The 21,538-nt window shown below is 68.2% G+C and carries 24 protein-coding genes; 16 read left to right on the plus strand and 8 right to left on the minus strand.

Annotated elements, in window-relative coordinates:
- Window positions 1-12 precede the first annotated feature (12 nt).
- The 12 genes from VHC63_18590 to VHC63_18645 all read left to right on the plus strand — a co-directional run bounded on the left by VHC63_18590 (window position 13) and on the right by VHC63_18645 (window position 11,861).
- Complete coding sequence (locus tag VHC63_18590; protein ID HVV38623.1) at window positions 13-978, plus strand: FkbM family methyltransferase; 966 nt, start codon at window positions 13-15, stop codon at window positions 976-978.
- 43 nt (window positions 979-1,021) lie between these two features.
- Window positions 1,022-2,368, plus strand: coding sequence for a 3-deoxy-7-phosphoheptulonate synthase class II (locus VHC63_18595; protein HVV38624.1), 1,347 nt, complete (start codon window positions 1,022-1,024; stop codon window positions 2,366-2,368).
- Between the two features lie 96 nt (window positions 2,369-2,464).
- Entirely contained in the window at window positions 2,465-4,252 is a 1,788-nt protein-coding gene (locus VHC63_18600) for a nitrite/sulfite reductase (GenBank protein HVV38625.1), read from the plus strand.
- Window positions 4,240-4,773 (plus strand): adenylyl-sulfate kinase, encoded by a 534-nt coding sequence (cysC, locus tag VHC63_18605; GenBank protein ID HVV38626.1) that lies wholly within the window; start codon window positions 4,240-4,242, stop codon window positions 4,771-4,773. The genes VHC63_18600 and cysC overlap by 13 nt, the downstream gene beginning before the upstream one ends.
- On the plus strand, window positions 4,752-5,438 hold the full coding sequence (locus VHC63_18610; GenBank protein HVV38627.1) for a phosphoadenylyl-sulfate reductase: 687 nt from the start codon (window positions 4,752-4,754) through the stop codon (window positions 5,436-5,438). Before cysC ends, VHC63_18610 begins: the two co-directional genes overlap by 22 nt.
- A gap of 15 nt (window positions 5,439-5,453) precedes the next feature.
- Window positions 5,454-6,383: a sulfate adenylyltransferase subunit CysD gene (cysD, locus tag VHC63_18615; GenBank protein HVV38628.1), complete on the plus strand. Its 930-nt coding sequence runs from the start codon at window positions 5,454-5,456 to the stop codon at window positions 6,381-6,383.
- A gap of 2 nt (window positions 6,384-6,385) precedes the next feature.
- Window positions 6,386-7,627: a GTP-binding protein gene (locus VHC63_18620; protein HVV38629.1), complete on the plus strand. Its 1,242-nt coding sequence runs from the start codon at window positions 6,386-6,388 to the stop codon at window positions 7,625-7,627.
- Window positions 7,628-7,642: 15 nt separating this feature from the next.
- Window positions 7,643-8,380 carry an alpha/beta hydrolase gene (locus tag VHC63_18625; protein HVV38630.1) on the plus strand — a complete coding sequence of 246 codons (738 nt, stop codon included), beginning with the start codon at window positions 7,643-7,645 and terminating at the stop codon, window positions 8,378-8,380.
- Window positions 8,381-8,382: 2 nt separating this feature from the next.
- A complete protein-coding gene (locus VHC63_18630; protein HVV38631.1) occupies window positions 8,383-9,192 on the plus strand; it encodes an endonuclease/exonuclease/phosphatase family protein in 810 nt (269 codons plus the stop codon).
- Entirely contained in the window at window positions 9,189-9,941 is a 753-nt protein-coding gene (locus tag VHC63_18635; GenBank protein HVV38632.1) for an MOSC N-terminal beta barrel domain-containing protein, read from the plus strand. The genes VHC63_18630 and VHC63_18635 overlap by 4 nt, the downstream gene beginning before the upstream one ends.
- Window positions 9,938-10,300, plus strand: a complete 363-nt coding sequence (locus VHC63_18640; protein ID HVV38633.1) for a VOC family protein — start codon at window positions 9,938-9,940, stop codon at window positions 10,298-10,300. The genes VHC63_18635 and VHC63_18640 overlap by 4 nt, the downstream gene beginning before the upstream one ends.
- Window positions 10,301-10,310: 10 nt before the next feature.
- Window positions 10,311-11,861, plus strand: coding sequence for a Calx-beta domain-containing protein (locus tag VHC63_18645; GenBank protein ID HVV38634.1), 1,551 nt, complete (start codon window positions 10,311-10,313; stop codon window positions 11,859-11,861).
- Here VHC63_18645 and VHC63_18650 read toward each other — a convergent pair.
- A complete protein-coding gene (locus VHC63_18650; protein ID HVV38635.1) occupies window positions 11,858-12,409 on the minus strand; it encodes a TetR/AcrR family transcriptional regulator in 552 nt (183 codons plus the stop codon). The genes VHC63_18645 and VHC63_18650 overlap by 4 nt on opposite strands.
- Window positions 12,410-12,556: 147 nt before the next feature.
- Between VHC63_18650 and VHC63_18655 the strand changes: the two genes are divergently transcribed.
- The gene (locus tag VHC63_18655) at window positions 12,557-13,435 is read left to right on the plus strand and encodes a metal-dependent hydrolase (protein HVV38636.1); all 879 of its coding nucleotides are present in this window, start codon (window positions 12,557-12,559) and stop codon (window positions 13,433-13,435) included.
- A 6-nt stretch (window positions 13,436-13,441) separates the two neighbouring features.
- Here the strand turns inward: VHC63_18655 and VHC63_18660 are convergent, their stop codons facing one another.
- The 6 genes from VHC63_18660 to VHC63_18685 form a co-directional block, all read right to left on the minus strand.
- A complete protein-coding gene (locus VHC63_18660; GenBank protein ID HVV38637.1) occupies window positions 13,442-14,875 on the minus strand; it encodes a VWA domain-containing protein in 1,434 nt (477 codons plus the stop codon).
- On the minus strand, window positions 14,875-15,753 hold the full coding sequence (locus VHC63_18665) for a MoxR family ATPase (GenBank protein HVV38638.1): 879 nt from the start codon (window positions 15,751-15,753) through the stop codon (window positions 14,875-14,877). The genes VHC63_18660 and VHC63_18665 overlap by 1 nt, the downstream gene beginning before the upstream one ends.
- A 46-nt stretch (window positions 15,754-15,799) precedes the next feature.
- Window positions 15,800-16,282, minus strand: a complete 483-nt coding sequence (locus tag VHC63_18670) for a GNAT family N-acetyltransferase (protein ID HVV38639.1) — start codon at window positions 16,280-16,282, stop codon at window positions 15,800-15,802.
- Window positions 16,283-16,284: 2 nt separating this feature from the next.
- Entirely contained in the window at window positions 16,285-16,683 is a 399-nt protein-coding gene (locus tag VHC63_18675) for a CopD family protein (GenBank protein HVV38640.1), read from the minus strand.
- A gap of 81 nt (window positions 16,684-16,764) precedes the next feature.
- On the minus strand, window positions 16,765-17,223 hold the full coding sequence (locus VHC63_18680) for a GNAT family N-acetyltransferase (protein ID HVV38641.1): 459 nt from the start codon (window positions 17,221-17,223) through the stop codon (window positions 16,765-16,767).
- A gap of 55 nt (window positions 17,224-17,278) precedes the next feature.
- Window positions 17,279-18,532 carry a glutamate-5-semialdehyde dehydrogenase gene (locus VHC63_18685; protein HVV38642.1) on the minus strand — a complete coding sequence of 418 codons (1,254 nt, stop codon included), beginning with the start codon at window positions 18,530-18,532 and terminating at the stop codon, window positions 17,279-17,281.
- A gap of 31 nt (window positions 18,533-18,563) precedes the next feature.
- Between VHC63_18685 and VHC63_18690 the strand changes: the two genes are divergently transcribed.
- Genes VHC63_18690 through VHC63_18700 form a run of 3 tightly spaced genes read left to right on the plus strand, consistent with a single transcriptional unit; the run spans window position 18,564 to window position 20,436 of the window.
- Window positions 18,564-19,157 (plus strand): GNAT family N-acetyltransferase, encoded by a 594-nt coding sequence (locus VHC63_18690; GenBank protein HVV38643.1) that lies wholly within the window; start codon window positions 18,564-18,566, stop codon window positions 19,155-19,157.
- Window positions 19,139-19,627: a hypothetical protein gene (locus VHC63_18695; GenBank protein ID HVV38644.1), complete on the plus strand. Its 489-nt coding sequence runs from the start codon at window positions 19,139-19,141 to the stop codon at window positions 19,625-19,627. Before VHC63_18690 ends, VHC63_18695 begins: the two co-directional genes overlap by 19 nt.
- A 17-nt stretch (window positions 19,628-19,644) precedes the next feature.
- Complete coding sequence (locus VHC63_18700) at window positions 19,645-20,436, plus strand: PspA/IM30 family protein (GenBank protein HVV38645.1); 792 nt, start codon at window positions 19,645-19,647, stop codon at window positions 20,434-20,436.
- On the opposite strand, the gene proB is transcribed toward VHC63_18700, so the two are convergent.
- Window positions 20,437-21,537 carry a glutamate 5-kinase gene (proB, locus tag VHC63_18705; GenBank protein HVV38646.1) on the minus strand — a complete coding sequence of 367 codons (1,101 nt, stop codon included), beginning with the start codon at window positions 21,535-21,537 and terminating at the stop codon, window positions 20,437-20,439.
- Window position 21,538 lies beyond the last annotated feature (1 nt).

The raw sequence follows: 21,538 nt of genomic DNA on the forward strand, positions 1-21,538 counted from the left end.
AATGATGACCGCGTGACCGAAGCAAGACAGGCGCGGACGCGCGTCCGCGATGCGATCGCGACGCACCCATGGGTGTGCCGAACCCTCGCCGGCGCGGCGCGCTACGGAGGCGCGCGTTCGGCGGCGGCGAAGCTGCGTCAGCTCAGTCTTGATCTCGTCACCGTTTCGGTACCGGAGGTCGCCACCGGCGGCGTGCGGGTGACGGTCCGGCTGCCAGGTCGCGCCGGTCGGGATCAGATCGCGACCGCCCTGCGCGAGTCCGGATGGACCGGCTTCGAGCCACCGATGCCGACGGTGTTCGCCGCCTGCGCAGCAACGTTTCCCGGCGTGGTCTACGACATCGGAGCCAATACCGGCTTCTACTCCGTCGTCGCCGCCCGCGTCGCGCGTGCCAACAAGGTGGTGGCCTTCGAGCCGTTCCCGCCGGTACTGGCCAATCTGAAATCGACGCTGCGCGTCAACCGATGCTCCGACCGCGTCCACGTCGAACCAGCCGCCCTCAGCAGCGCGCCCGGCGAGGCGACGTTGTACGTGCCCCTGCAAGACCACGGCCTCGTCGAGACGAGCGCCACGCTCTCCGCCAGCTTCAAAGAGGAGTACAGCGACGCCATCGACGTGCGGGTGCTCACGCTCGACGCCTATGACGAGTCGGCGAGCCCCGGCCGGGCCACGCTTTTGAAGATCGATGTCGAGAGCATGGAGGCATCCGTCCTGCGCGGCGCCCTGCGGATACTCAAGACCCATCGCCCGATCGTGTTCTGCGAGGTGCTGCCGAGCGGGGACGCCAAGGCGATCGACGCCATCCGCCAACAGGTCCGCTACACCGACATCCGGTTGCACGCCGACGCCGCGTTCATCGGTTCCGACGTCAGCTTCGACCCCGCGGGATGGAACCATTTGCTCGTTCCCGACGAGAAGCTCGAACGGGTCGAGCCCCTCCTCACGCGGTGCGGCCTCACGTTGGAGCGGGCTGAGTAGCAACCGCTTTGCCATCGCGGCCCCGGGCGGCGAACATTGTTCTGTGACGACGAAGGCCTGGACGCCCGCGAGCTGGAAAGACAAACCAGCAAAGCAGCAGCCCACGTGGCCTGACGCCGCCGCGCTCGCCGAAGCGGAGAAGACCCTCGCCGGGCTACCGCCGCTGGTGTTCGCCGGCGAGGCCCGGGGTCTGCAGCGCCAGCTGGCGCAGGTGGCGGCGGGCGACGCCTTCGTCCTGATCGCCGGCGACTGCGCCGAGTCGTTCCACGAGTTCTCGGCGGACAACATCCGGGACAAGATGAAGGTCATCCTCCAGATGGCCGTCGTGCTCACGTACGGCTCCGGTGTGCCCGTCGTGAAGATCGGCCGTATGGCCGGCCAGTTCGCCAAGCCGCGCTCGGCCGACTTCGAGACGGTCAACGGTGTCGAGCTGCCGAGCTTCCGCGGCCACAACGTCAACGACGACGCCCCGACACTCGAAGCCCGCCTGCCCGACCCGCAGCGCCTCATCCAGGCGTACCACCAGTCGGCGTCGACGCTGAACCTCGTGCGCGCCTTCGCCACCGGCGGCTTCGCCGACCTGTCGCAGGTGCACACCTGGAACCAGCAGTTCGTGGCGTCGTCGGCCGAGGGCCAGCGCTACGACCAGGTGGCGGCCGAGATCGACCGCGCCATGCGGTTCATGCGCGCCTGCGGTATCGACCTCACCGCCGAGTCGGCGCTGCACCAGGTCGACTTCTTCACCAGCCACGAGGCGCTCGTGCTGCCCTACGAAGAGGCGCTCACCCGCAAGGACTCCCTCACCGGCGACTACTACGACTGCTCGGCGCATTTCGTGTGGATCGGCGAGCGCACGCGTGAACTCGACGGCGCCCACGTGGAGTTCTTCCGCGGCATCAAGAACCCGATCGGCGTGAAGATCGGTCCGGCCGCCGATCCCAACGACGTCGTGGCGTTGTGCCGGGTGCTGAATCCCGACAACGAGCCGGGCCGGCTCACGCTCATCACGCGTCTCGGCGCCGACCACGTGAGCGAGCACCTACCGCGTCTGCTCGACGCGGTGCACGAGGTCGACGCGTCGGTCGTGTGGGTGTGCGACCCGATGCACGGCAACACGTTCACGTCCTCCACGGGCCACAAGACGCGCCACCTCGAGTCGATCCTCGCCGAGGTCGAGACCTTCTTCTCCGTCCACCGCGCCCACGGCACCTGGCCTGGTGGCATCCACGTCGAGTTGACGGGCGACAACGTCACCGAGTGCCTCGGCGGTTCCGACGTCGTCGCCGAAGGCGACCTCGCCACCAACTACACGACGATGGTCGACCCCCGCCTCAACGCCCGGCAGTCGCTCGACTTGGCGTTCCGCGTCGCCGAACTACTCCGCCTCTAGTGACTTCGTGCGGGAGCGCGGAATGTTGAGCGAATAGGTCGGGTTTTAGTACGCTGACTCGTCCACCTCGCACGCCCGAGGAAGGAACCCTCTCCTATGACCATCGCTGAGCATCCCGTCATCTCCGACCCGCTGATCGCCAGGGACGTCGCTCGCTTCGAAATGGAGCTCGAGCGCTACCTCGCCAACGGCACCGACGACGACCGCTTCCGGGTGTTCCGCCTCGGCAACGGCATCTACGGCCAGCGCCAGGGCGGCACCAACCAGATGGTGCGGGTGAAGATCCCCTACGGCGGGATCAGTCCCGAGCAGCTCGAGATGATGGCCCACATCGCGGATACGTACTCGCGTGGTTGGGGCCACATCACCACGCGTCAGAACATCCAGTTCCACTTCGTCGAGCTGACCCGCGTGCCCGCCGTGCTGCGCGACCTCGGTTCGGTCGGCATGACGACGCGCGAGGCGTGCGGCGACACCGTGCGCAACGTCATGGGCTGCCACCTCGCCGGGGCCTGCCCGTTCGAAGTGCTCGACATCACGCCGTGGGCCGAGGCGACCTTCCGCTACTTCGTTCGCCACCCCTACGCCCAGCGCCTCCCGCGCAAGTTCAAGATCAACTTCTCGGGCTGCGCCACCGACTGCGGGCAGGCGATGTTCAACGACGTCGGCGTCGTCGCCGTCGGTCGACCGCTGCCCGACGGCACCGTCGAGAAGGGCTTCCGCGTCTTCATCGGCGGCGGCCTCGGGGCCAACCCACACCCGGCGATCGCCCTCGAGGACTTCACGCCGCGCGACGACCTGCTCGCCACCATCGAGGCCGTCCTGCGGACCTTCGACCACTACGGCAACCGCGACAACAAGCTGCGCGCCCGCCTGAAGTGGGTCATGGACCAGATGGGCCCCGACGAGGTGAAAGAGCGCGTCCTCAAGGAGCGTCGCTTCCTCATCGGTTCGGTCGGTTACCCCGGCGGCGTGCCGGCCCACGTAGTCGACGTCGGCGACGACCCGGCGGGCATGGCCACGGGCGTCGAGGCCGACTCGGTCGGCTACACCGGCGGTGTCTCGGTCACGATCAACGGCACGAATCCCTTCACGCGCTGGGAGCAGGCGAACGTGATCCGCGGCAACGCCAAGGGCACCGTGTCGGCCATCGCCTACGCCCGCCTCGGCGACGTGACCAGCGAGCAGTTCCGCGCCCTCGCCAACATCCAGCGCGAGTTCAACGCCTCGGTCCGGTTGACCAACCGCCAGAACATCGCGTTCCGTGACCTGACCGAAGAACAGATCCCGCAGCTCTACGAGCGCCTCGCCGCCATCGGGATGGCCGAGCCGGGTGCTGAGCTCGCCCGCGACGTCGTGTCGTGCCCCGGCGCTGACACCTGCAACCTCGCGGTGACGCAGTCGCGTGGGCTGGCCGACGCCATCGGCGTCGCCCTGGAAGAAGCCGGTCTCGGCGACGTCGGCGGCATCCGCATCAACATCTCGGGCTGCACCAACTCGTGCGGCCAGCACCACGTGGCCGACATCGGCTTCATGGGTGTCGAGCGCCGTGCCCACGGGCAGTCCGCTCCCGGTTACCAAATGCTGCTCGGCGGTCACCTCGCCGACACCATGGTGGCGTTCGGCCAGAAGGCGCTGCGACTTCCCGCCAAGAACTGCGGCGAGGCCGCGGTGCGGGTCATCGGCAAATTCGCCAGCGAGCGCAACCTCGGCGAGACGTTCCCCGCCTACATGGAGCGCATCGGCGGTGTGGGAGTACTCACCGACGCGGTGCGCGACCTCGACTGGTTCCCCAAACCCGACGAGGGCCCCGATTACTACGTCGACTACGACGAGACAGGTCCGTACGAAGTCGAACTCGGAGAGTCTGAATGCGCGACGTGATCGACGTTTCTCAGGGAGCGACGATCTGGCTCACGGGGTTGCCGTCGTCGGGCAAGACGACACTGGCCTACGCGCTCGAGAAGAAGTTCATCGAAGCCGGGCAGCGGGTGGAGGTGCTCGACGGCGACGTGATCCGCGAAGGGCTCACTGCCGACCTCGGCCTGTCGGCTGAGGATCGCCGCACCAATGTGCGCCGCATCGGCTTCGTGGCCGAGTTGCTGTCCCGCCACGGCGTCGTCGCCATTTGCCCCGTCATCGCCCCTTACCGCGACGCCCGTGACGAGGTCCGCGCCAAGCACGAAGGCCGCTTCGTCGAGGTGCACGTCGCCACGCCCGTCGAGTTGTGCTCCGAGCGCGACGTCAAGGGTCTGTACGCCAAGCAACGCGAAGGGAAGCTGTCGGGCCTCACCGGCGTTGACGATCCGTACGAGGCGCCGATCGATCCGGAGATCCGGATCGACACCAGCGGCAAGCCGCTCGAAGAGACCGTGGAGGAGCTGTGGCAAGCGTTGCACCCATAGCAACCGCCGACGGCTTCACCGACGCGGAGCTGCGCGACATCAGCGCGTCGTTCGAATCGGCGTCGCCGAGCGCGATCATCCGCTGGGCTGTCGACAACTTCGCCCCGCACCTGTGTCTCACGGCGTCGATGACCGACGCCGTGCTCGTCGACTTGGCGTGGAAGGTGTACGAGCCGATCGAGGTCGTCTTCATCGACACCGGCTACCACTTCCCCGAAACGCTCGAGACGGTCGAGAAGGTGCGGCGCAAGTACGGCCTCAACCTGCGCATGATGACGGTGCCGACCCACGACGAAGAGTTGTGGAAGGTCGATCCCGAGAACTGCTGCTCGGCGGTGAAGGTGGGCCAGCTCGACCGCGCCCTCGCCGGCAAGGAAGCGTGGATGTCGGGCCTGCGCCGTGACGAAGCCGAGACGCGGGCCAACGCACCGATCGTCGCTCGCGACCTGCGCGGCCTGATCAAGATCAACCCGCTCGCCAACTGGACCCAGCAAGACGTCGACGGCTACATCCAGGACCACGACGTTCCCGTCAATCCACTGACCGAGCAGGGCTACCCGTCCATCGGCTGCTGGCCGTGCACCAAACCGGTCGGCGAGGGCGAAGATCCGCGAAGCGGACGCTGGGTGGGCCGCGATAAGACGGAGTGCGGCCTGCACCTTTAGGCTTTCTCTTTCCCGATGCCCACTGCCACCGATTCACGTAACCGATTCGAACTGTCGCACCTCGACATGCTCGAGTCCGAAGCCATCTTCGTCATGCGCGAGGTCGCCGCGACCTTCGAGCGCCCGGTGCTGCTGTTCTCCGGCGGCAAGGACTCGATCATCCTGCTGCGCCTCGCCGAAAAGGCGTTCCGTCCCGGCAAGTTCCCGTTCCCGATCATGCACGTCGACACCGGGCACAACTTCCCCGAGGCGATCGAGTTTCGCGACCGCCGCGTCGCCGAACTCGGCGAGCGCTTGATCGTCGCCAGCGTCGAGGAGTCGATCGCGAAGGGACGCGTCGTCGAGGAGACGGGGCCGCGGGCGTCGCGCAACCGCTTGCAGACCACCACCCTGCTCGACGCCATCGAGGAGTACGGCTTCGACGCCGCCTTCGGTGGCGCCCGGCGCGACGAGGAGAAAGCTCGCGCCAAGGAGCGCTTCTTGTCCTTCCGCGACGAGTTCGGGCAGTGGGACCCGAAGAACCAGCGCCCCGAGTTGTGGTCGCTCTACAACGGCCGCGTGCGCAAGGGCGAGCACATCCGCGCCTTTCCGATCTCCAACTGGACCGAGCTCGACGTGTGGCAGTACCTGCGCCGCGAGAACCTCGAGATCCCCTCCATCTACTTCAGCCACGAGCGCGAAGTGTTCGAGCGCGACGGCATGCTGCTGTCGACGGCGCCGTTCATGCAGCTGCTGCCCGGCGAGACGCCCGAGCGCCGCATCGTGCGCTACCGCACGGTGGGCGACATGAGCTGCACCGGAGCCGTCGAGTCGACCGCCGCCACCATCGACGCCATCATCGACGAGGTGGCGTCGAGCCGCATCACCGAACGCGGCGCCACCCGCGCCGATGACCGCTTCACCGAAGCGGCGATGGAAGACCGCAAGAAAGAGGGCTACTTCTAGCCATGGAGTTGTTGCGCTTTTCCACGGCGGGTTCCGTCGACGACGGCAAGTCGACGCTCATCGGCCGCCTGCTCTACGACGCCAAGAGCATTTTCGAAGACCAGTTGACCGCCGTCGAAGACGCATCGGAGCGGCGCGGTCTCGACTACGTGAACCTGGCGCTGCTGACCGACGGTCTGCGCGCCGAGCGCGAGCAGGGCATCACCATCGACGTCGCCTACCGCTACTTCGCCACCCCGCGGCGCAAGTTCATCATCGCCGACACCCCGGGTCACGTGCAGTACACGCGCAACATGGTCACCGGCTCGTCGACCGCCGACGTCGCCCTCGTGCTCGTCGACGCCCGCAACGGCCTGGTCGAGCAGAGCCGGCGCCACACGTTCCTGGCAACGCTGCTGCAGATCCCCCACATCGTCGTGTGCATCAACAAGATGGACCTCGTCGACTACGACGAGAAGGTCTTCGACTCGATCCGCGACGAGTTCCGCGAGTTCGCCACGCGCCTCGAGATCGCCGACCTGACGTTCATCCCGATCAGCGCGCTCAAGGGCGACAACGTCGTCGAGCCGTCGCAGAACATGCCGTGGTACCGCGGCCTGCCGCTGCTGACGCACCTCGAGGAGCAGGAGATCGCGTCGGATCGCAACCTGGTCGACGCCCGCTTCCCCGTGCAGTACGTGATCCGCCCGCTCAACGACGAGCACCACGACTACCGCGGCTACGCCGGTCAGGTCGCGGGCGGCGTGTTCCGCCCGGGCGACGACGTGATGGTCTTGCCTTCCGGGCTCACCACCAAGATCGCGTCGATCGACACCTACGAAGGCCCGGTGGACGAAGCGTTCCCGCCGATGTCGGTGACCATGCGACTCGAAGACGACGTCGACGTGTCGCGCGGCGACATGATCTGCCGCGTCGGCAACCATCCGGCGCCGTCTCAGGACGTCGAAGCGATGGTGTGCTGGTTCAACGATCGCCCGATGCAGGTGGGCGGCAAGTACGCCATCAAGCACACGACGAACGAAGCGCGCGCCATCGTCAAGGAACTGCGCTACCGCCTCGACGTCAACACGCTGCATCGTGACGAAAGCGCCGGCGACCTCGCCCTCAACGAGATCGGCCGCGTCCTGCTGCGCACCACAGCGCCGCTGATGGCCGACGAGTACCGCCGCAACCGCACCACGGGGTCGTTCATCCTCATCGACGAGGCGACCAACGCCACCGTCGGCGCAGGCATGATTTTGTAATTAGCGTCTTTCTCCATGACAGTCGTTCTGCTGCATGGAGTCCCCGAGACCGCCGACATCTGGGACGACGTCCGCGACCACCTCGAGCAGCCGTCGATCGCCCTGCGCCTCCCGGGGTTCGGCTGCGCCCGACCCGACGGGTTCAGCGCCACCAAGGACGCCTACGTCGACTGGGTCCTCGGCGAACTCCGGGGCATAGACGGTCCGATCGACCTCGTCGGCCACGACTGGGGCGGCGGCTTCACGGCGCGTATCGGCACGCATTATCCCGACGCGGTGCGGTCGTGGACGATCGACGTCGCCGGTGTCATCCACCCCGACTACGTCTGGCACGACTTCGCCCAGATCTGGCAGACGCCCGGCGAAGGCGAGAAGTTCTTCGAGCAGCAAGAAGCGTCGACGCCCGAGGAGCGGGCGCCGCTCATGCAGATGTTCGGCCTCGACGAGAAGGCGGCGCTGAAGCTCACGCGCATGAGTGATCCGGTGATGGGCACGTGCATCCTCGACCTTTACCGGTCGGCGACGCCGAACCCGCACAAGGACTGGGGCGACGGCTACAAACACTCGGAAAAGCCGTGCATGGTCCTCACGCTCACGGGCGACCCCTTCACCGGCGGCACCGAACCGAGTAGCGAAGTCGCGCGGGTGCTGGGCGCCAAGGAAGTCACGTTTGAAACGGGACACTTCTGGCCGCTCCAGAATCCGGTGGAGGGCGCGGGGTACATCAACGAGTTCGTTAGCGCGCTTGCCTGATTGTGCTGCGCGTCCTCACCCTCAACATCTGGAACGTCATGGGCGACTGGCGCGCCCGGCGCCAGGACATCGTGGCGTGGATCGACCACCTCGAGCCGCACGTCGTGTGCCTGCAAGAGGTGATCGAGTCGCCCGACGGCAAGAACCAGGCCGACTGGATCGCCGAGCACACCGACGGCGAGTGGCACATCGCGTACACCGGCCGCGATGTGATGGACGGCGCCGCCAAGTTCGGCAACGCCGTCATGTCGCGCTGGCCGATCGACGCGCAACACGACGCCGACCTCACCTCGAACCCGCCCGGCCGACTCGACGAAGTGCAGCGCTGCATCCTCCACGCCCGCACCAACGACTACGACATCTTCAGCACCCACCTCGTGTGGCGCTACGACGAGGGCAACATCCGCGAACGCGAGGTCCTCGAGATCGACGACTTCATTCGCCAGCACGCCGATGCCACCGGTCCCCTCCCGCCGGTCCTGTGCGGCGACTTCAACGCCGAGCCCGACTCGACCGAGATCCGGTTCCTGACGGGCTCCACGTCACTCGAAGGGCGATCCACCTACTTCCAGGACGCGTGGCGCGTGGCCGGGGGTCGCGGCGACGGCTTCACCTGGGACAACCGCAACACCAACGCGGCGGTCGAGCGAGAACCCGACCGGCGCATCGACTACATCTTCAGCGGCTGGCGCAAAGACGACACCAAGGGCGCCGGGCGCGTGGCGTTCTGCGACGTCGTGTGCAACCGGGCGCTGACCGGCGCGTTCGGCTCCGACCACTTCGGCGTGTTCGCCGAGATCGAGACGCCGTGAGCGGGGTCGTCGCCGAACTGTGGCGCTACCCGGTCAAGTCGATGCAGGGCGAGCGCGTCGAGCAACTGAGCCTCGGTTCGGGGGGCGCCGTCGGCGATCGCATGCTGGCGGTGGTCGACGCCGGGGCCCGCAAGGTGCTGTCGGGCAAGCGCTACGCGGAACTACTGATGGCGTCGGCGCGCCTCGAGGGCGGCGACGTCGTCGTCACGCTGCCCGACGGCGCCGAATACGCCGCCGGCGACCCGGGCGTGCACGCCGCGCTCTCGGCGTGGCTCGACAAGGAGGTGCGCCTCGAGCCACCGCCAACCGACGCCGTCTACCCGATGGAGATGTACACCGGGATGTCGGACGAGTCGACGCCCGTCTTCGACTGGCCGGGGCCGCCCGGCACGTGGCTCGACTTGGCGGACGCCCACTTCCTCACGACGTCGAGCCTGCGCGCCGCCGCGGCGCTGCATCCCGACGGTGTGTGGGACGTGCGCCGGTTCCGGCCCACGGCGCTGGTCGAAACCGACGACGACGGTTTCGTCGAGGACGGCTGGTCGACCATCGCCCTCGGGGCCGTCGAGACCGAGGTCATCATGAAGACGCCGCGCTGCTCGATGCCGTCGCGGGCCCAGCCCGGATTCGAGCGGGACATGAAGATCGGCACGACGATCCGCGACGGGCACGACAACAACCTCGGCGTGTACTGCGCGATAACCCAGGCGGGTCTCGTGGCGGTCGGCGACGCCGTGGAGGCGGTGTGAACATCGAAGGCATCGACCACGTGCAGTTGGCCATTCCCGTCGGCGAGGAAGACCGCGCCCGCGCCTTCTACGGCGGCCTCCTCGGGTTGACCGAAGTGCCCAAGCCGGCGGAACTGGCCGGCCGCGGCGGCTGCTGGTTCGAGCGCGGCGCGGTGCACGTCCACATCGGCGTCGAGGCCGACTTCCGCCCGGCCCGCAAGGCGCACGTGGCGTTCCGGGTGGACGAAGTGCGCACGCTCGGCGAGGCCGCCCGCGCCGACGGCTACGAGGTCAAAGACGACGACCCACTCGCAGGCGTCGACCGCATCTTCGTCTTCGACCCCTTCGGCAACCGGCTGGAGTTTCAAGCGCCGCAGTAGCGTTCGCCGCGTGACCTCACGCGTGCTGCGCTTCGTCGTTGTCGTGTTCATGATCACTGCCGGCGCAACGGCCCTGGGGGCGCCACCGGCCCGGGCGACGACGACTGGGACTTATGTGATCGACCCGATCTCCGGGGTGAGCGAGGGAGACACCTCGGTTCTCGTCAGCGTCACCCGCACGAGCGCCACCGACACGAGCGACACCGTCGACTACGACACCGCCGACGGCACGTCGAGCGGCCTGACCTTGCCGCCGGACATCACGAATCCAGCCACCGCGAACGCGACGGCACCCGAGGACTACACCGCGACGGAAGGCACGCTCGTCTTCGGACCCGGCATCGTGACCCAAACCTTCAGCGTGCCGATCACGGACGACGACATCGTCGAGGACCCAGAGGTGTTTCGGGTCCTCGTGAACGGCGCCGAGGCTTATGTCGAGATTTACGACAACGACGTGGCCCCCCAGGACTGGCACGTTGCCATCACCACGCCGCCGCCGGCGAGCGCGCACGTCGGCGACACCGTGTCCGTCGGCTACTCGGTCTCGGTCGATCCCGGCGCTGACGATCTCACTGTGACGAACGTCGCCGCCGGCGCCGGCACGAGCGGGCTCGATTCCGCGTCGTTCCCGTCGCCGCCGACGAGCGTTGCCGCCGGGACGACGACTCCCGCGACCGGTACCGCGCGGGTCGTCGCCCCGCCCGGCACCGGCGGTGTCCACCTCCAGATCACCGTGAGCGGCACGCTCGGCGCGGACTCGTCCGACAAGTCGGCGGCGACGGCAACGATCGCGGTTGCCGAGGCCCTCAGGGGGAAGCTCACCGTCGACAAGCACAACATCCGCGTCGGTCGTCCGCTCACGTACACGCTGACGTTCACGAACAGCTCGGCGACACCCGCGCAGCTGTCGGGTCTCCCTGCGGGATTCGTCCCGCCCGCCGGGACGACGCTCACGTCGCGCAGCGACGGCTCGACCACCGTGGCGGCCAACGGTGGAGCGTCGGTGTGGACGCTCGTCGTCGGCGTGGACGACGCCGACACCAACGGTCAGGTCATCACGCAAGCACCGACCGGGGTGCAGTACGCGATGGCCGACGTCGGGCTCGCGGCGCGGCCCGTACCGCTGTCGCCCGCCAACGTGTCGAGCACGGTGCAGGCCGCCGTCGTCGGCGTGTCGTCGCACCAGCTCAGCGACCTCGACGGCGGCTCGCTCCTGCCCGGCGACGTGGTCCGCGTGACGATCACCGTGGCCAACTCCGGCGGCGCGCCGGGCAATGCGACCTTGCGCGACGCGTTGAGCCAGCTGCAGGCGCCAACCGATGTGCTGGTCGACGGCTCGCCGTGCGGCGCGGCGTGCACCGTCAGGAGTGCATCCGTCATCGCGGCGCTGGGCAACATCCCCGCCGGGGGCTCGCGCGTCGTGACCTTCACGGTCACCGTCCGGCAACCACCGACGAGCAACACCGCGTCGAGCGGCGCGACCGTCGCCTTCCACCCGGCGACGGCGGGCGCCAGCCCCACCCCCGCCAACGTGGCGACGCTGTCAATCGCCGCCTAGCCACCTACGTAGCGCGCCAGTAGCCGCACGACTTCGGCGATGAGCCGCTCGCGTGTCGCTTCGTCGGTGACGGTGGCGATGCGCGGCGCGAACTGGCTGACGACGCCGATCGAGATGTACACGGCGAGGTCGATGTCGGGAACGTCGAGGTCGGCCGCGGCGACGCTGAGGTAGTCCTTCGTCAGGTCGTGGACGTGGGCGACGGCGCTGTGCGCTTCGGGCCGCGACGGCGCCGCCGCCAGGTACGGCGCCAGCACTTCGGTGACGCCGGGCTCGGCGGCGAAGAAGTCGACGGCGGCGCGCAGAACGGTCTCGGCGGCCTGCGTGTACGAAAGCTCGCGCACGGCGGCCATGCGGTCGACCGCGAGCTGGGTGAGGCGCGCGGAGCGGTCCTGGACGACCGCCCGCACCAGCGCCTCCTTGTCGGGGAAGTACTGGTAGATCGAACCCACAGCCACGCCGGCGGCTTTGGCGACCTTGTTGGTGCTCAGCTGGTCGAGCCCGACCTCGGAAAGAACCTGAGCAGTGGCGTCGATCAAGCACGCCACCAGCCGCTGCGACCGTTCCTGAGTGGGCGTGCGGCGTCGCGAAGCTCCAGGTGACGCCGGTCTTTTGTGCGACCCAGTGGGCACGGCGACCTCCTGCCGGAAAATGGTCCTGGACATGAATACCTACTCACATTTTAGATTGCCGCTATGAGTGACCTCCAAGTGCGCCGGATTCCCTTCACCTTCGACGACGTCGACTTCCACTGGAACCCGTCCAACAAGGCGATCTCGGTATTCGTGAACGCCATCTCGTTCTGGGTCATCGGCCTCGAGAAGTACTTCGTGCGGACGATGCGCGAAGCCGAATCGCGCATTACCGATCCCGACGTGTTGGAAGAGGCGCAGCTGTTCCGGCAGCAGGAGGCCGTCCACGCCGCCACGCACCGCCGCCACGTGAACGCGCTCATCGACCAGTACCCCGGGCTCCAGGCCGTGCTCGACGACATCGTCGCCCGCTATGACGCGCTGTTCGAGGCGCATGCCCTCGAGTACCACCTCGCCTACGCCGCCGGGCTGGAGGGCACCTTCACGCCGACGTTCAAGATGATCATGGATCACCGCCACACGCTGCTCGCCGATGGCGATGCGCGCGTCGCGTCCCTCACGCTGTGGCACTTCTGCGAGGAAGTCGAGCACCGGAGCTCGGCGGTCATCGTCTACGACCACGTCGTCGGCGACGCCGCCTACAAGATCCGGGCCTTCCCCTCGGTCGTGCGTCACCTCGACGGCTGCATGGAGGCGCTCCAGCGCGGATTCCAAGCGGCCGTCCCGGGCGAGGCCGGTGCCGCGCACTACGGCGGTCGCTTCCAGCGCCTCGTTTGGCGCGGGCCGGCGAATCCGCTGGCGGACGTGCCCGTATCGGGGCTCGTGACCGCGCTGGTCAGATCACTGCGTTCGCTGACGAGTACCTACGACCACCAGGCGCAGCCGCTGCCCGCGTACGCCGAAGAGTGGTTCGCCCGCTTCGACGCCGGCGAGGACATGACCGAAGTGTTCGGCGTCCCGCACGGTCGCCTCGCCTCGTAATCGGCTTCAGTCGAGCAGGCCGACGAAGTTCTCGAGCTGGCGCAGGTTGCGGCACTCGTAGACGCCGTCGCAGTGGGTGCCGTACTCGGAGACGATCGAGTCGCCGGTATCCCAGTACGAACGCGGCTCGGGATTGAGCCAGTAGACGTGGCGCGCCCGCTTGTTCATCTCGTGCACGACCCAGCTCTGCGCCGCGTGGTAGTTGTTGCGGGCGTCGCCGAGGAGAAGCACGGAGGTCTTGGGGTTGAGCTCCTTGCCCCAGCGCTCCCAGAACACTTCGAAGGCGTGGCCGTAGTCGGAGTGGCCGTCGACCCAGATCACGTCGGCTTCGTTGTTGACGCGCGTGATCGCGTCGGTGATGTCCTCGACGCCGGTGAAGAACTCCGTCACCTCGTCGACACCGTCGATGAACACGAAGGAGCGCACCTTCGAGAACTGCGTGTTCAGCGCGTACGTCAGGTGCAGCGTGAAGCGGGCGAACGCGGCGACCGAGCCTGAGATGTCGGCGATGATCACCAACTCGGGCTTCGAGGGCCGCGGGTACTTGAACTTCGGCTCCGCCGGCACGCCGCCGTAGGACAGCGAGTGGCGCACGGTGTTGCGGAAGTCGAGCGGGCCTTTGCGCCCGTGCCGGCGCTTGCGGGCCAGGCGCACCGCCAGCTTGCGCGTCAAGGGGGCGATCGCCTTGCGCAGGCTCGCCAGCTCCTCCTTGGACGCGTGCATGAAGTCGATGTCTTCGGGCAACGGCTTGCGCAGCGTCCGCGCCATCGCTTCGGGACCGCGATCGGCCACCAGACGCCGGCGGATCTCGGCTTCGATCTCCTGGCGCAGCTTCTCGATGCGGGACTGGTACTCGTCGTGGGCGAGGCGTTCTTCGAGACTCGTGAGTTGGCCGTCGTCGGCCTCGTTCTGCGCCTCCTGCATCATGCGTTCGAGCATTCCCTCGAGGTCGAGGTTGCGCAGGGTGCGATACAGGTAATACGTACCGCCGACGGGACGGCCCGGCTCCATCCCGGCGTAGCGAGCGACGGCCTGCTTGGCGAGCGCCTTGATCATGGCGTCATCGGCGTTCATCAACGCCTTGTAGAGCATCTCGGCGAGTTGCTCAGGCGTGAGGCCGTCGAGACCACCGCCCGCTTGCTCGCCGCTCTGTTGCATCTCGCGCAGCATTTCGAGCGCGGCTTCGTCAAGCGCGCCGTTGCCGTCGCCGCCTTCGGGCGGGGCCAGCCGCGTCGAGAAGTACACCTCGAACACCGTCTCGAAGGCGCGCCAGTGCGCAGCGGACTTCACCATCGTGGCGCCCAGCGCGTACTTGAAGGCCTCGCGGTCTTCGAGCGGCACGTGCTTGACCGCCTCCATGGCGTCGATCGACTCCGTCAGGCTGACCGGGAGCCCCGCGTTGCGCAGTTCACCGACGAACCCGTTGAGGAGGTCAAGCATTAGGAGTCGGAGAGTTCCTTCGTCGCCTTGGCGATGTCGGTTTGGTACTTGAGCAGGATGTGCAGCGTCTCTTTGGCCTGCTCGGCGTCGATCGACTGAATGCCGAGCAGCACGAGCGTGCGGGCCCAGTCGAGCGTTTCGGAAACCGACGGGTGCTTCTTGAGGTCGAGCGAGCGGATGGAACGCACGATGCGCACGATCTGATCGGCGAGGTGATCGGTGATGCCCTCGACGCGGGTGACCACGATTTCCTTCTCGCGCTCGAGCGACGGGTAGTCGATGTGGAGGAACAGGCAGCGACGCTTGAGCGCTTCGGACAGCTCACGGGTGTTGTTCGACGTCAGGAACACGAGCGGGATCTGCTTGGCCGTCACTGTGCCGAGTTCGGGGATCGACACCTGGTACTCAGAGAGGATCTCGAGCAGCAGCGCTTCGGTCTCGACCTCGACGCGGTCGACCTCGTCGATCAGCAGAACCACGGGCTCTTCGGCGCGGATGGCCTCGAGCAGCGGGCGGGTCATGAGGAACTCCTCGCCGAAGATGTCCTCTTCGATCTCCTTCCAGGTGCCCGACTCCTCGGCGTTGCGCTGGGCCTGGATGCGGAGCAGCTGCTTCTTGTAGTTCCACTCGTAGAGCGCCTTGGCCTCGTCGAGCCCCTCGTAGCACTGGAGGCGGATCAACCGGGCGCCGGTGATCTCGGCCACCGACTTGGCCAGCTGCGTCTTGCCGGTACCAGCCGGTCCTTCGACGAGCACCGGCTTGCCCAGGCGGTCGGCGAGGTGCACGACACCGGCGATGCCGTCGTCGGCGAGATAGGCCACGTCGTGCAGCTTTTGCCGAACTTCGGCGACGGATTCGAACCGGTGATCAGTGCTCATGGTCTCCATTACCAGCCGACACTAATTGAGAACTTGACCGCTCGGTCTAGTTTTGCCCGACCCGGGTCGGGATCGGCATGTCGAAGTGCAGCACGCCGTCGCAGAAGGTGACCGACGTGCCCGGAGCCCACTTGCGGAACACGTGCATCATCGAGCGGTTGTCGGCGAGCACGTCCGCCTCGAAGCGGGCGACGCCGTGCGCGCGGCCCCACTCCCCGAGCGCCTCGAGCAGACGCGAACCGATCCCTTGCCCCTGGAGACGGTCGGTCACCACGAAGGCCACCTCGCCGATGTCGTCGCCCGTCCGGTCGAAGCGCCCGACGCCGACGACGTTGTCGTCGCCGTCCACCGCCACCAGCGCCTCGCGATCGACGTGGTCGACATGACTGAAGCGGTCGACTTCTGCCGGCGTCAGGTGCGGATGCGGGGAGAAGAACCGGTAGTGGCGCGTCACGTCGCTCAGGCTCTCGTGGAGATCGACGAGCTTGGGCCCGTCGGCCGGCTCGATCGGACGGATGCGGATGGCCATGGCTAGTGCAGTTGGATCCCGATGAACAGCGCGCCGAGCGCCCCCAGCGCCGAGAGCGCGCCGAACACGGCCAGCGCGGCCTTCGAGCGCGCGATGGTGTGCAGGAACGCCGACACGCCGGCGACGGCCACGACGAGCACCTTGACCATCACGGTGCGGCCGTAGGCGGTGTCCCACTGCGGGTTCACCGTCATCACGTTCCAGATCCCGGTGACGACGAGGACGCCGAACGCCGGCCACGCGATCCGGTTGAACCGCCGGGCGACCGTGCGCGGCGCGTCCTCGCCCAGCGCCCGCAACCCTGGCACGAGTCCGGCGAGCGTCAACTGCCCGCCGACCCACACCGTGGCGGCGAGCACATGAATGAACAGGCGGATGGTCGTCCACGAGACAGGCAGCACCCGCCCATTCTGTCCACGCGGGCCCCGTGTGCGGACTTGCTCCGGCGAATGCCGGAGCAATCCCGCACACAGGGTGGTTTGTCACGCCGACAGGGGCATCTCGAAGTGGATGTAGCCGCTGTCGAAGCTCGACTTGCGGTTGGGTGACCAGTGGCGCATGAGCGCGATCGCCGCCCGGTTCTCGCCCATGGTGTCGGCGACGAAACGGGAGATGCCGACCTCGCGCGCCCGTTGTGCCAGCGCGTCGAGCAGCGCGGTGGCGAGGCCGTGGTGCTGGTACGGCTCGCCGACCACGATGGCGACTTCGGCGACGCCGGGCGCCACGACGTCATACCGACCGACCGCAGCGATGAACGGCCCGTCGACGGCCACGAACGCCTCGCGGTCGTGGTGGTCGACGTGCGTGAAGAACGACGCCTCGCTGGCGGACAGGACCGGGTGGGGCCGGAAGAAGCGGAGCCGACGCGACTCGTCGCTCAGGTGGTCGTGCGCCTTGACGAGTGCCGGCGCATCGGATGGCTCGATGGGACGGATCTCCATGCACTGTGCAACGCCGCCGCCGGCCGCATCGTTCCGATGCGGACCGTGACATCCGTCACGACCGGATCTGGCCCGTCCCGTGGATGACGTACTTCGTCGTGGTGAGTTCGCGCAGGCCCATCGGGCCGCGGGCGTGGAGCTTCTGGGTCGAGATGCCGATTTCGGCGCCGAAGCCGAACTGCTCGCCGTCGGTGAAGCGGGTCGACGCGTTGACGATCACCGCCGCGGCGTCGACCTCGTGGGTGAAACGTTCCGACGACGCCAAGTCACGCGTGATGATCGCCTCCGTGTGACCGCTCGAGTAGCGGTTGACGTGGGCGATAGCGGCGTCGAGGTCGTCGACCACAGCCACACTCATCTTCATGTCGAGGAACTCGGACGCGAAGTCCTCCTCGGTGGCCACGGCCATCGAGTCGACGATCGCCCGCGCCCGCGCGTCGCCGACCAACTCGACGCCCTCGAGGGCGGCGGCCACTCGCGGTAAGAAGGCGTCGGCGACCGACGCGTGCACGACGAGTGACTCCGCCGCGTTGCACACCGACGGTCGCTGCGTCTTGGCGTTGACCACGATCGCCTCAGCCATGTCGAGGTCGGCCGACGCGTCGACGTACACGTGACAGTTGCCGTCGCCGTCGATCACGTAAGGCACCGTCGCGTTCTCCAGGATGGACGCGATGAGCGACGGCCCGCCGCGCGGGATCAGGCAGTCGACGACGCCGCGCAGGCGCATGAACTCGACGGCAGCCTCGCGCGACACGTCGTCGACAAGGGTGACAGCGTCCTCGGGCAAACCCGCCTTCGCAATGCCGGTGCGCAGCGCCTCGGCGATGGCCCGGTTCGACTCGGCCGCGCCCGACGACCCGCGCAGGAACGCGGCATTGCCCGACTTGATGCACAGCGCCGCTGCGTCGGACGTCACGTTCGGACGGTTCTCGTAGATGATCGCCACCACGCCGAGGGGCACGCGCACGCGCTCGATGCGCAGCCCGTTGGGGCGGACCCACCCGTCGAGCACTTCGCCGACCGGGTCGGGCAGCGCGGCGACCTGACGCAATCCGTCGGCCATCGACTCGATGCGCGCCGGTGTGAGCCGCAGCCGGTCGATGACAGTCGCCGACACCCCGTCGGCCTCGGCCCGCGCCACGTCGGCGGCGTTGGCCGACAGGATCGCTTCGGTGCGCGAAACCAGCACGTCGGCCGCCGCCAGCAGCGCGGCGTTCTTGGCGTCGGTGCTGGCCAGCGCCACGGCTGGGGCCGCCGCCTTCACCAGTGCGCCCTGTACCGCAACGTCTTGGGCCGCCACGTCCATTTCCCAAGACTACCGGCGATAGGTTGAGCCCATGTCCGAGGTGCGCAAGGCAACGATGGCCGACATCGACCGCCTGTCGACCGCGCTGGCCAGCGCGTTCGACGACGATCCCGTGTTCGAGTTCCTCTTCCCGCAGAAGAATCGCGCCAAGACGTACAAAGCGTTCTTCGGCCGTGAGCTGGCGAAGCACTACCTGCCCCACGACGAGGCGTGGACGACCAGTGACCGCAACGGCGCGGCGCTGTGGGCGCCCCCGGGCCGGTGGCGCCAGAGCAACCTCGACACGATCAAGAGCCTGCCGTCGTTCATCCGCATCCTCGGCGCCTCGCTCCCCCGCGCCTTCCGGGCGCTGCTGGAGGTCGAGAACGCCCACCCGCCGGGCGAGCACTACTACCTCGCGGTGCTCGGCACCGAGCAAGCCGCCCAAGGCAAGGGCGTCGGCACCTCCGTGCTCGCCCCCGTCCTCGAGAAGTGCGACGAGCAGGGCATCGGCGCCTACCTCGAGTCGAGCAAAGAGAAGAACATCCCCTTCTACAACCGTCACGGTTTCGAGGTGATGCGCGAGCTTCCGCTGCTCGGCGGCAAGGGGCCGTCGGTGTGGCTCATGTGGCGCGACCCGCGTTGAGCTGGTTCCGGCGCAAGCCGAAGAAAGAGCGGATCGACCCCTTCACGCTCACCGATCCATGGCGCTCGTTCGTGCAGGACGCGCAGCAGGCGCAGACGCGGTTCGGCCGCATCGTCGCCACGGTGACCGACGGCCCGCTGCGCGAGCGCCTCGTCGACATCGACGACCGCGTCGCCGACGGCGTCCACGCCTGCTGGCGCATCGCCCGCACCGGCTACCAACTGCACAAGGCGCTCCTCGAGGTGGCCGACACGCCGTCGGACGCCGTCACCCGCATGCGCGCCCGCGAGACCGACACTCAGCAGAAGCTGGCGGCGCTGACCAAGAGCCTCGACGAAGCCGTCGCCCGCGCCGCCGAGTTGGCGACGGGGCAGCTGGGCGGGCTCGACGCACTGGCGGGCGACGTCGACTCGGTCGTCGACGACCTCGAAGCGCTGCGCCAAGCGATCGCCGAAGTCAGCCCCTCCTAAATAGCTACGCTGCGGCCATGTTCAAGCTGCTGCAGCGCATCCGGCGGTACTTCACCACCGCGGGCAACATGAAATTCAACGAGAAGGCCGACCCCAAGGTGCAGTTGGAACAGGCCATCCAGGAGGCACAGGACCAGCACCGCCGCCTCACCGAGCAGGCGGCCAGCGTCATCGCCAACCAGAAGCAGACCGAGATGCGCCTGTCACGGGCGATGGAGGACCTCGAGAAGCAGAACTCGTCGGCGCGCCAGGCCGTGCTGATGGCCGACGAGGCCACCAAGAAAGGCGACACCGCCAAGGCCGCCGAGTACACCCGAGCCGCCGAGGCCTTCGCCGGCCGCCTCGTGTCGATCGAGAAGGAAGTCGAGAACCTCAAGGCGCTGTCGCTCCAGGCGACCGAGGCGTCGGACAAGGCGAAGGCGGCGGTGCAGCAGAACTCCTCCGCACTCCAGATGAAGCTCAACGAGAAGCAGAAGCTCCTGAGCCAGCTCGACCAGGCGAAGATGCAGGAGCAGATGAACTCGGCGATGACGCAACTGACCGCCGCCGTCGGCCAGGACGTCCCCACCCTCGCCGAAGTCCGCGACAAGATCGAAGCGCGCTACGCCAAGGCGATCGGCGCCGCCGAGCTTCAAGGGGCGACGGTCGAGACGCGCATGCTCGAAGTCGAGCGTGCCGCCCAGGACAACGAAGCCGTGGCCAAGCTCGCCCAGATCAAGGAACAGCTCGGCATCGCCGCCCCGGCCGCCGAGGCGGCGCCGGCTATCACCGACGCGGAGACCGAGCCCGCCGACAAACCCGAGGCGTAACTAGCCGTCGAGCACCACGAGGTCGTCGCGATGGACGACTTCGGGATCGTCGCCCGCCGCGAGTGCGTCGGTGCGCTGGCCCTTCGCCGCGCTGACCCAGGCCGCATCGTGGGCGGCGATGCCCTTGGCGAACACCACACCGTCGGGTCCGCAGATCTCGACGCCGTCGCCCTCGGAGAACGACCCCCGCACATCGGTGACGCCCGCCGGTAGGAGCGACGTGCCGCGCTCGACCAGGGCGCGCCGCGCCCCGGCGTCGACGGTGATGGCGCCGTGGGCCCCGAGGGCGAAGCCGATCCACAGCTTGCGGGCGGAGAGTTTCTTGCCCGCGGAGGCCCGCACGACGGTGCCGATGCCGCTGTCGCCCCGCAGCGCGGCGTGCAGCACGTCGGGACGCGCCGCCGCCGCGATCACCGTCGGCACCCCGCTGCGCGACGCGATGCGCGCCGCGGCCAGCTTCGACGCCATGCCGCCGCTGCCCCGCTCGGTGCCGGCGCCGCCGGCGGCGGCTTCGATGGCGGCGTCGACGGCGACGATGTCTTCGATCAAGGTGGCATCGGCGTCGAGGCGCGGGTCGGCGGTGAACACCCCCTCGGTGTCGGTGAGCAGCACGAGCAGGTCGGCGTCGACCAGGTGGGCCACGAGCGCGGCGAGCCGGTCGTTGTCGCCGAAGCGGATCTCGTCATCGGCGATGGCGTCGTTCTCGTTGACGACGGGGATCACGCCGAGTTCGAGCAGCCGCGTGAGCGTCTGGCGAGCGTGCAGGTACTGCTGGCGATGGGCGAAGTCGAGCGGCGCCAGCAGCACCTGGCCGACGACGAGGCCGTGGGCCGAGAAGGCGTCGTCGTAGACGCGCATCAGGCGGCTCTGGCCGACGGCGGCGACGGCTTGCAGCGTCGGCATGTCGGTGGGTCGTGGCTCGTGGAGGCCCAGGCGCGGCAAGCCGGCGGCGATGGCACCACTGGTGACCACCACGACGCGGTGGCCCTCGGCGCGCAGCCCGGCGACTTCGCCGACGAGCTTTTCGATCGCCTCGGCCGTGACCACGCCGCGCGCGTCGGTGACGCTGCTCGTCCCGATCTTGGCCACGACGGTCGACACG

Source organism: Acidimicrobiales bacterium (genome assembly GCA_035546775.1).
In the GTDB taxonomy this organism is placed as follows: domain Bacteria; phylum Actinomycetota; class Acidimicrobiia; order Acidimicrobiales; family JACCXE01; genus JACCXE01.

What these genes read in the sequence shown, in the direction of transcription:
- VHC63_18600 (HVV38625.1), top strand. Translation starts at nt 2,465, where the DNA reads ATGACCATCGCTGAGCATCCCGTCATCTCCGACCCGCTGATCGCCAGG.
- cysC (HVV38626.1), top strand. Translation starts at nt 4,240, where the DNA reads ATGCGCGACGTGATCGACGTTTCTCAGGGAGCGACGATCTGGCTCACG.
- cysD (HVV38628.1), top strand. Translation starts at nt 5,454, where the DNA reads ATGCCCACTGCCACCGATTCACGTAACCGATTCGAACTGTCGCACCTC.
- VHC63_18620 (HVV38629.1), top strand. Translation starts at nt 6,386, where the DNA reads ATGGAGTTGTTGCGCTTTTCCACGGCGGGTTCCGTCGACGACGGCAAG.
- VHC63_18625 (HVV38630.1), top strand. Translation starts at nt 7,643, where the DNA reads ATGACAGTCGTTCTGCTGCATGGAGTCCCCGAGACCGCCGACATCTGG.
- VHC63_18655 (HVV38636.1), top strand. Translation starts at nt 12,557, where the DNA reads ATGAGTGACCTCCAAGTGCGCCGGATTCCCTTCACCTTCGACGACGTC.
- VHC63_18660 (HVV38637.1), bottom strand. Translation starts at nt 14,875, where the DNA reads ATGCTTGACCTCCTCAACGGGTTCGTCGGTGAACTGCGCAACGCGGGG.
- VHC63_18665 (HVV38638.1), bottom strand. Translation starts at nt 15,753, where the DNA reads ATGAGCACTGATCACCGGTTCGAATCCGTCGCCGAAGTTCGGCAAAAG.
- VHC63_18670 (HVV38639.1), bottom strand. Translation starts at nt 16,282, where the DNA reads ATGGCCATCCGCATCCGTCCGATCGAGCCGGCCGACGGGCCCAAGCTC.
- VHC63_18680 (HVV38641.1), bottom strand. Translation starts at nt 17,223, where the DNA reads ATGGAGATCCGTCCCATCGAGCCATCCGATGCGCCGGCACTCGTCAAG.
- VHC63_18685 (HVV38642.1), bottom strand. Translation starts at nt 18,532, where the DNA reads ATGGACGTGGCGGCCCAAGACGTTGCGGTACAGGGCGCACTGGTGAAG.
- VHC63_18690 (HVV38643.1), top strand. Translation starts at nt 18,564, where the DNA reads ATGTCCGAGGTGCGCAAGGCAACGATGGCCGACATCGACCGCCTGTCG.
- VHC63_18700 (HVV38645.1), top strand. Translation starts at nt 19,645, where the DNA reads ATGTTCAAGCTGCTGCAGCGCATCCGGCGGTACTTCACCACCGCGGGC.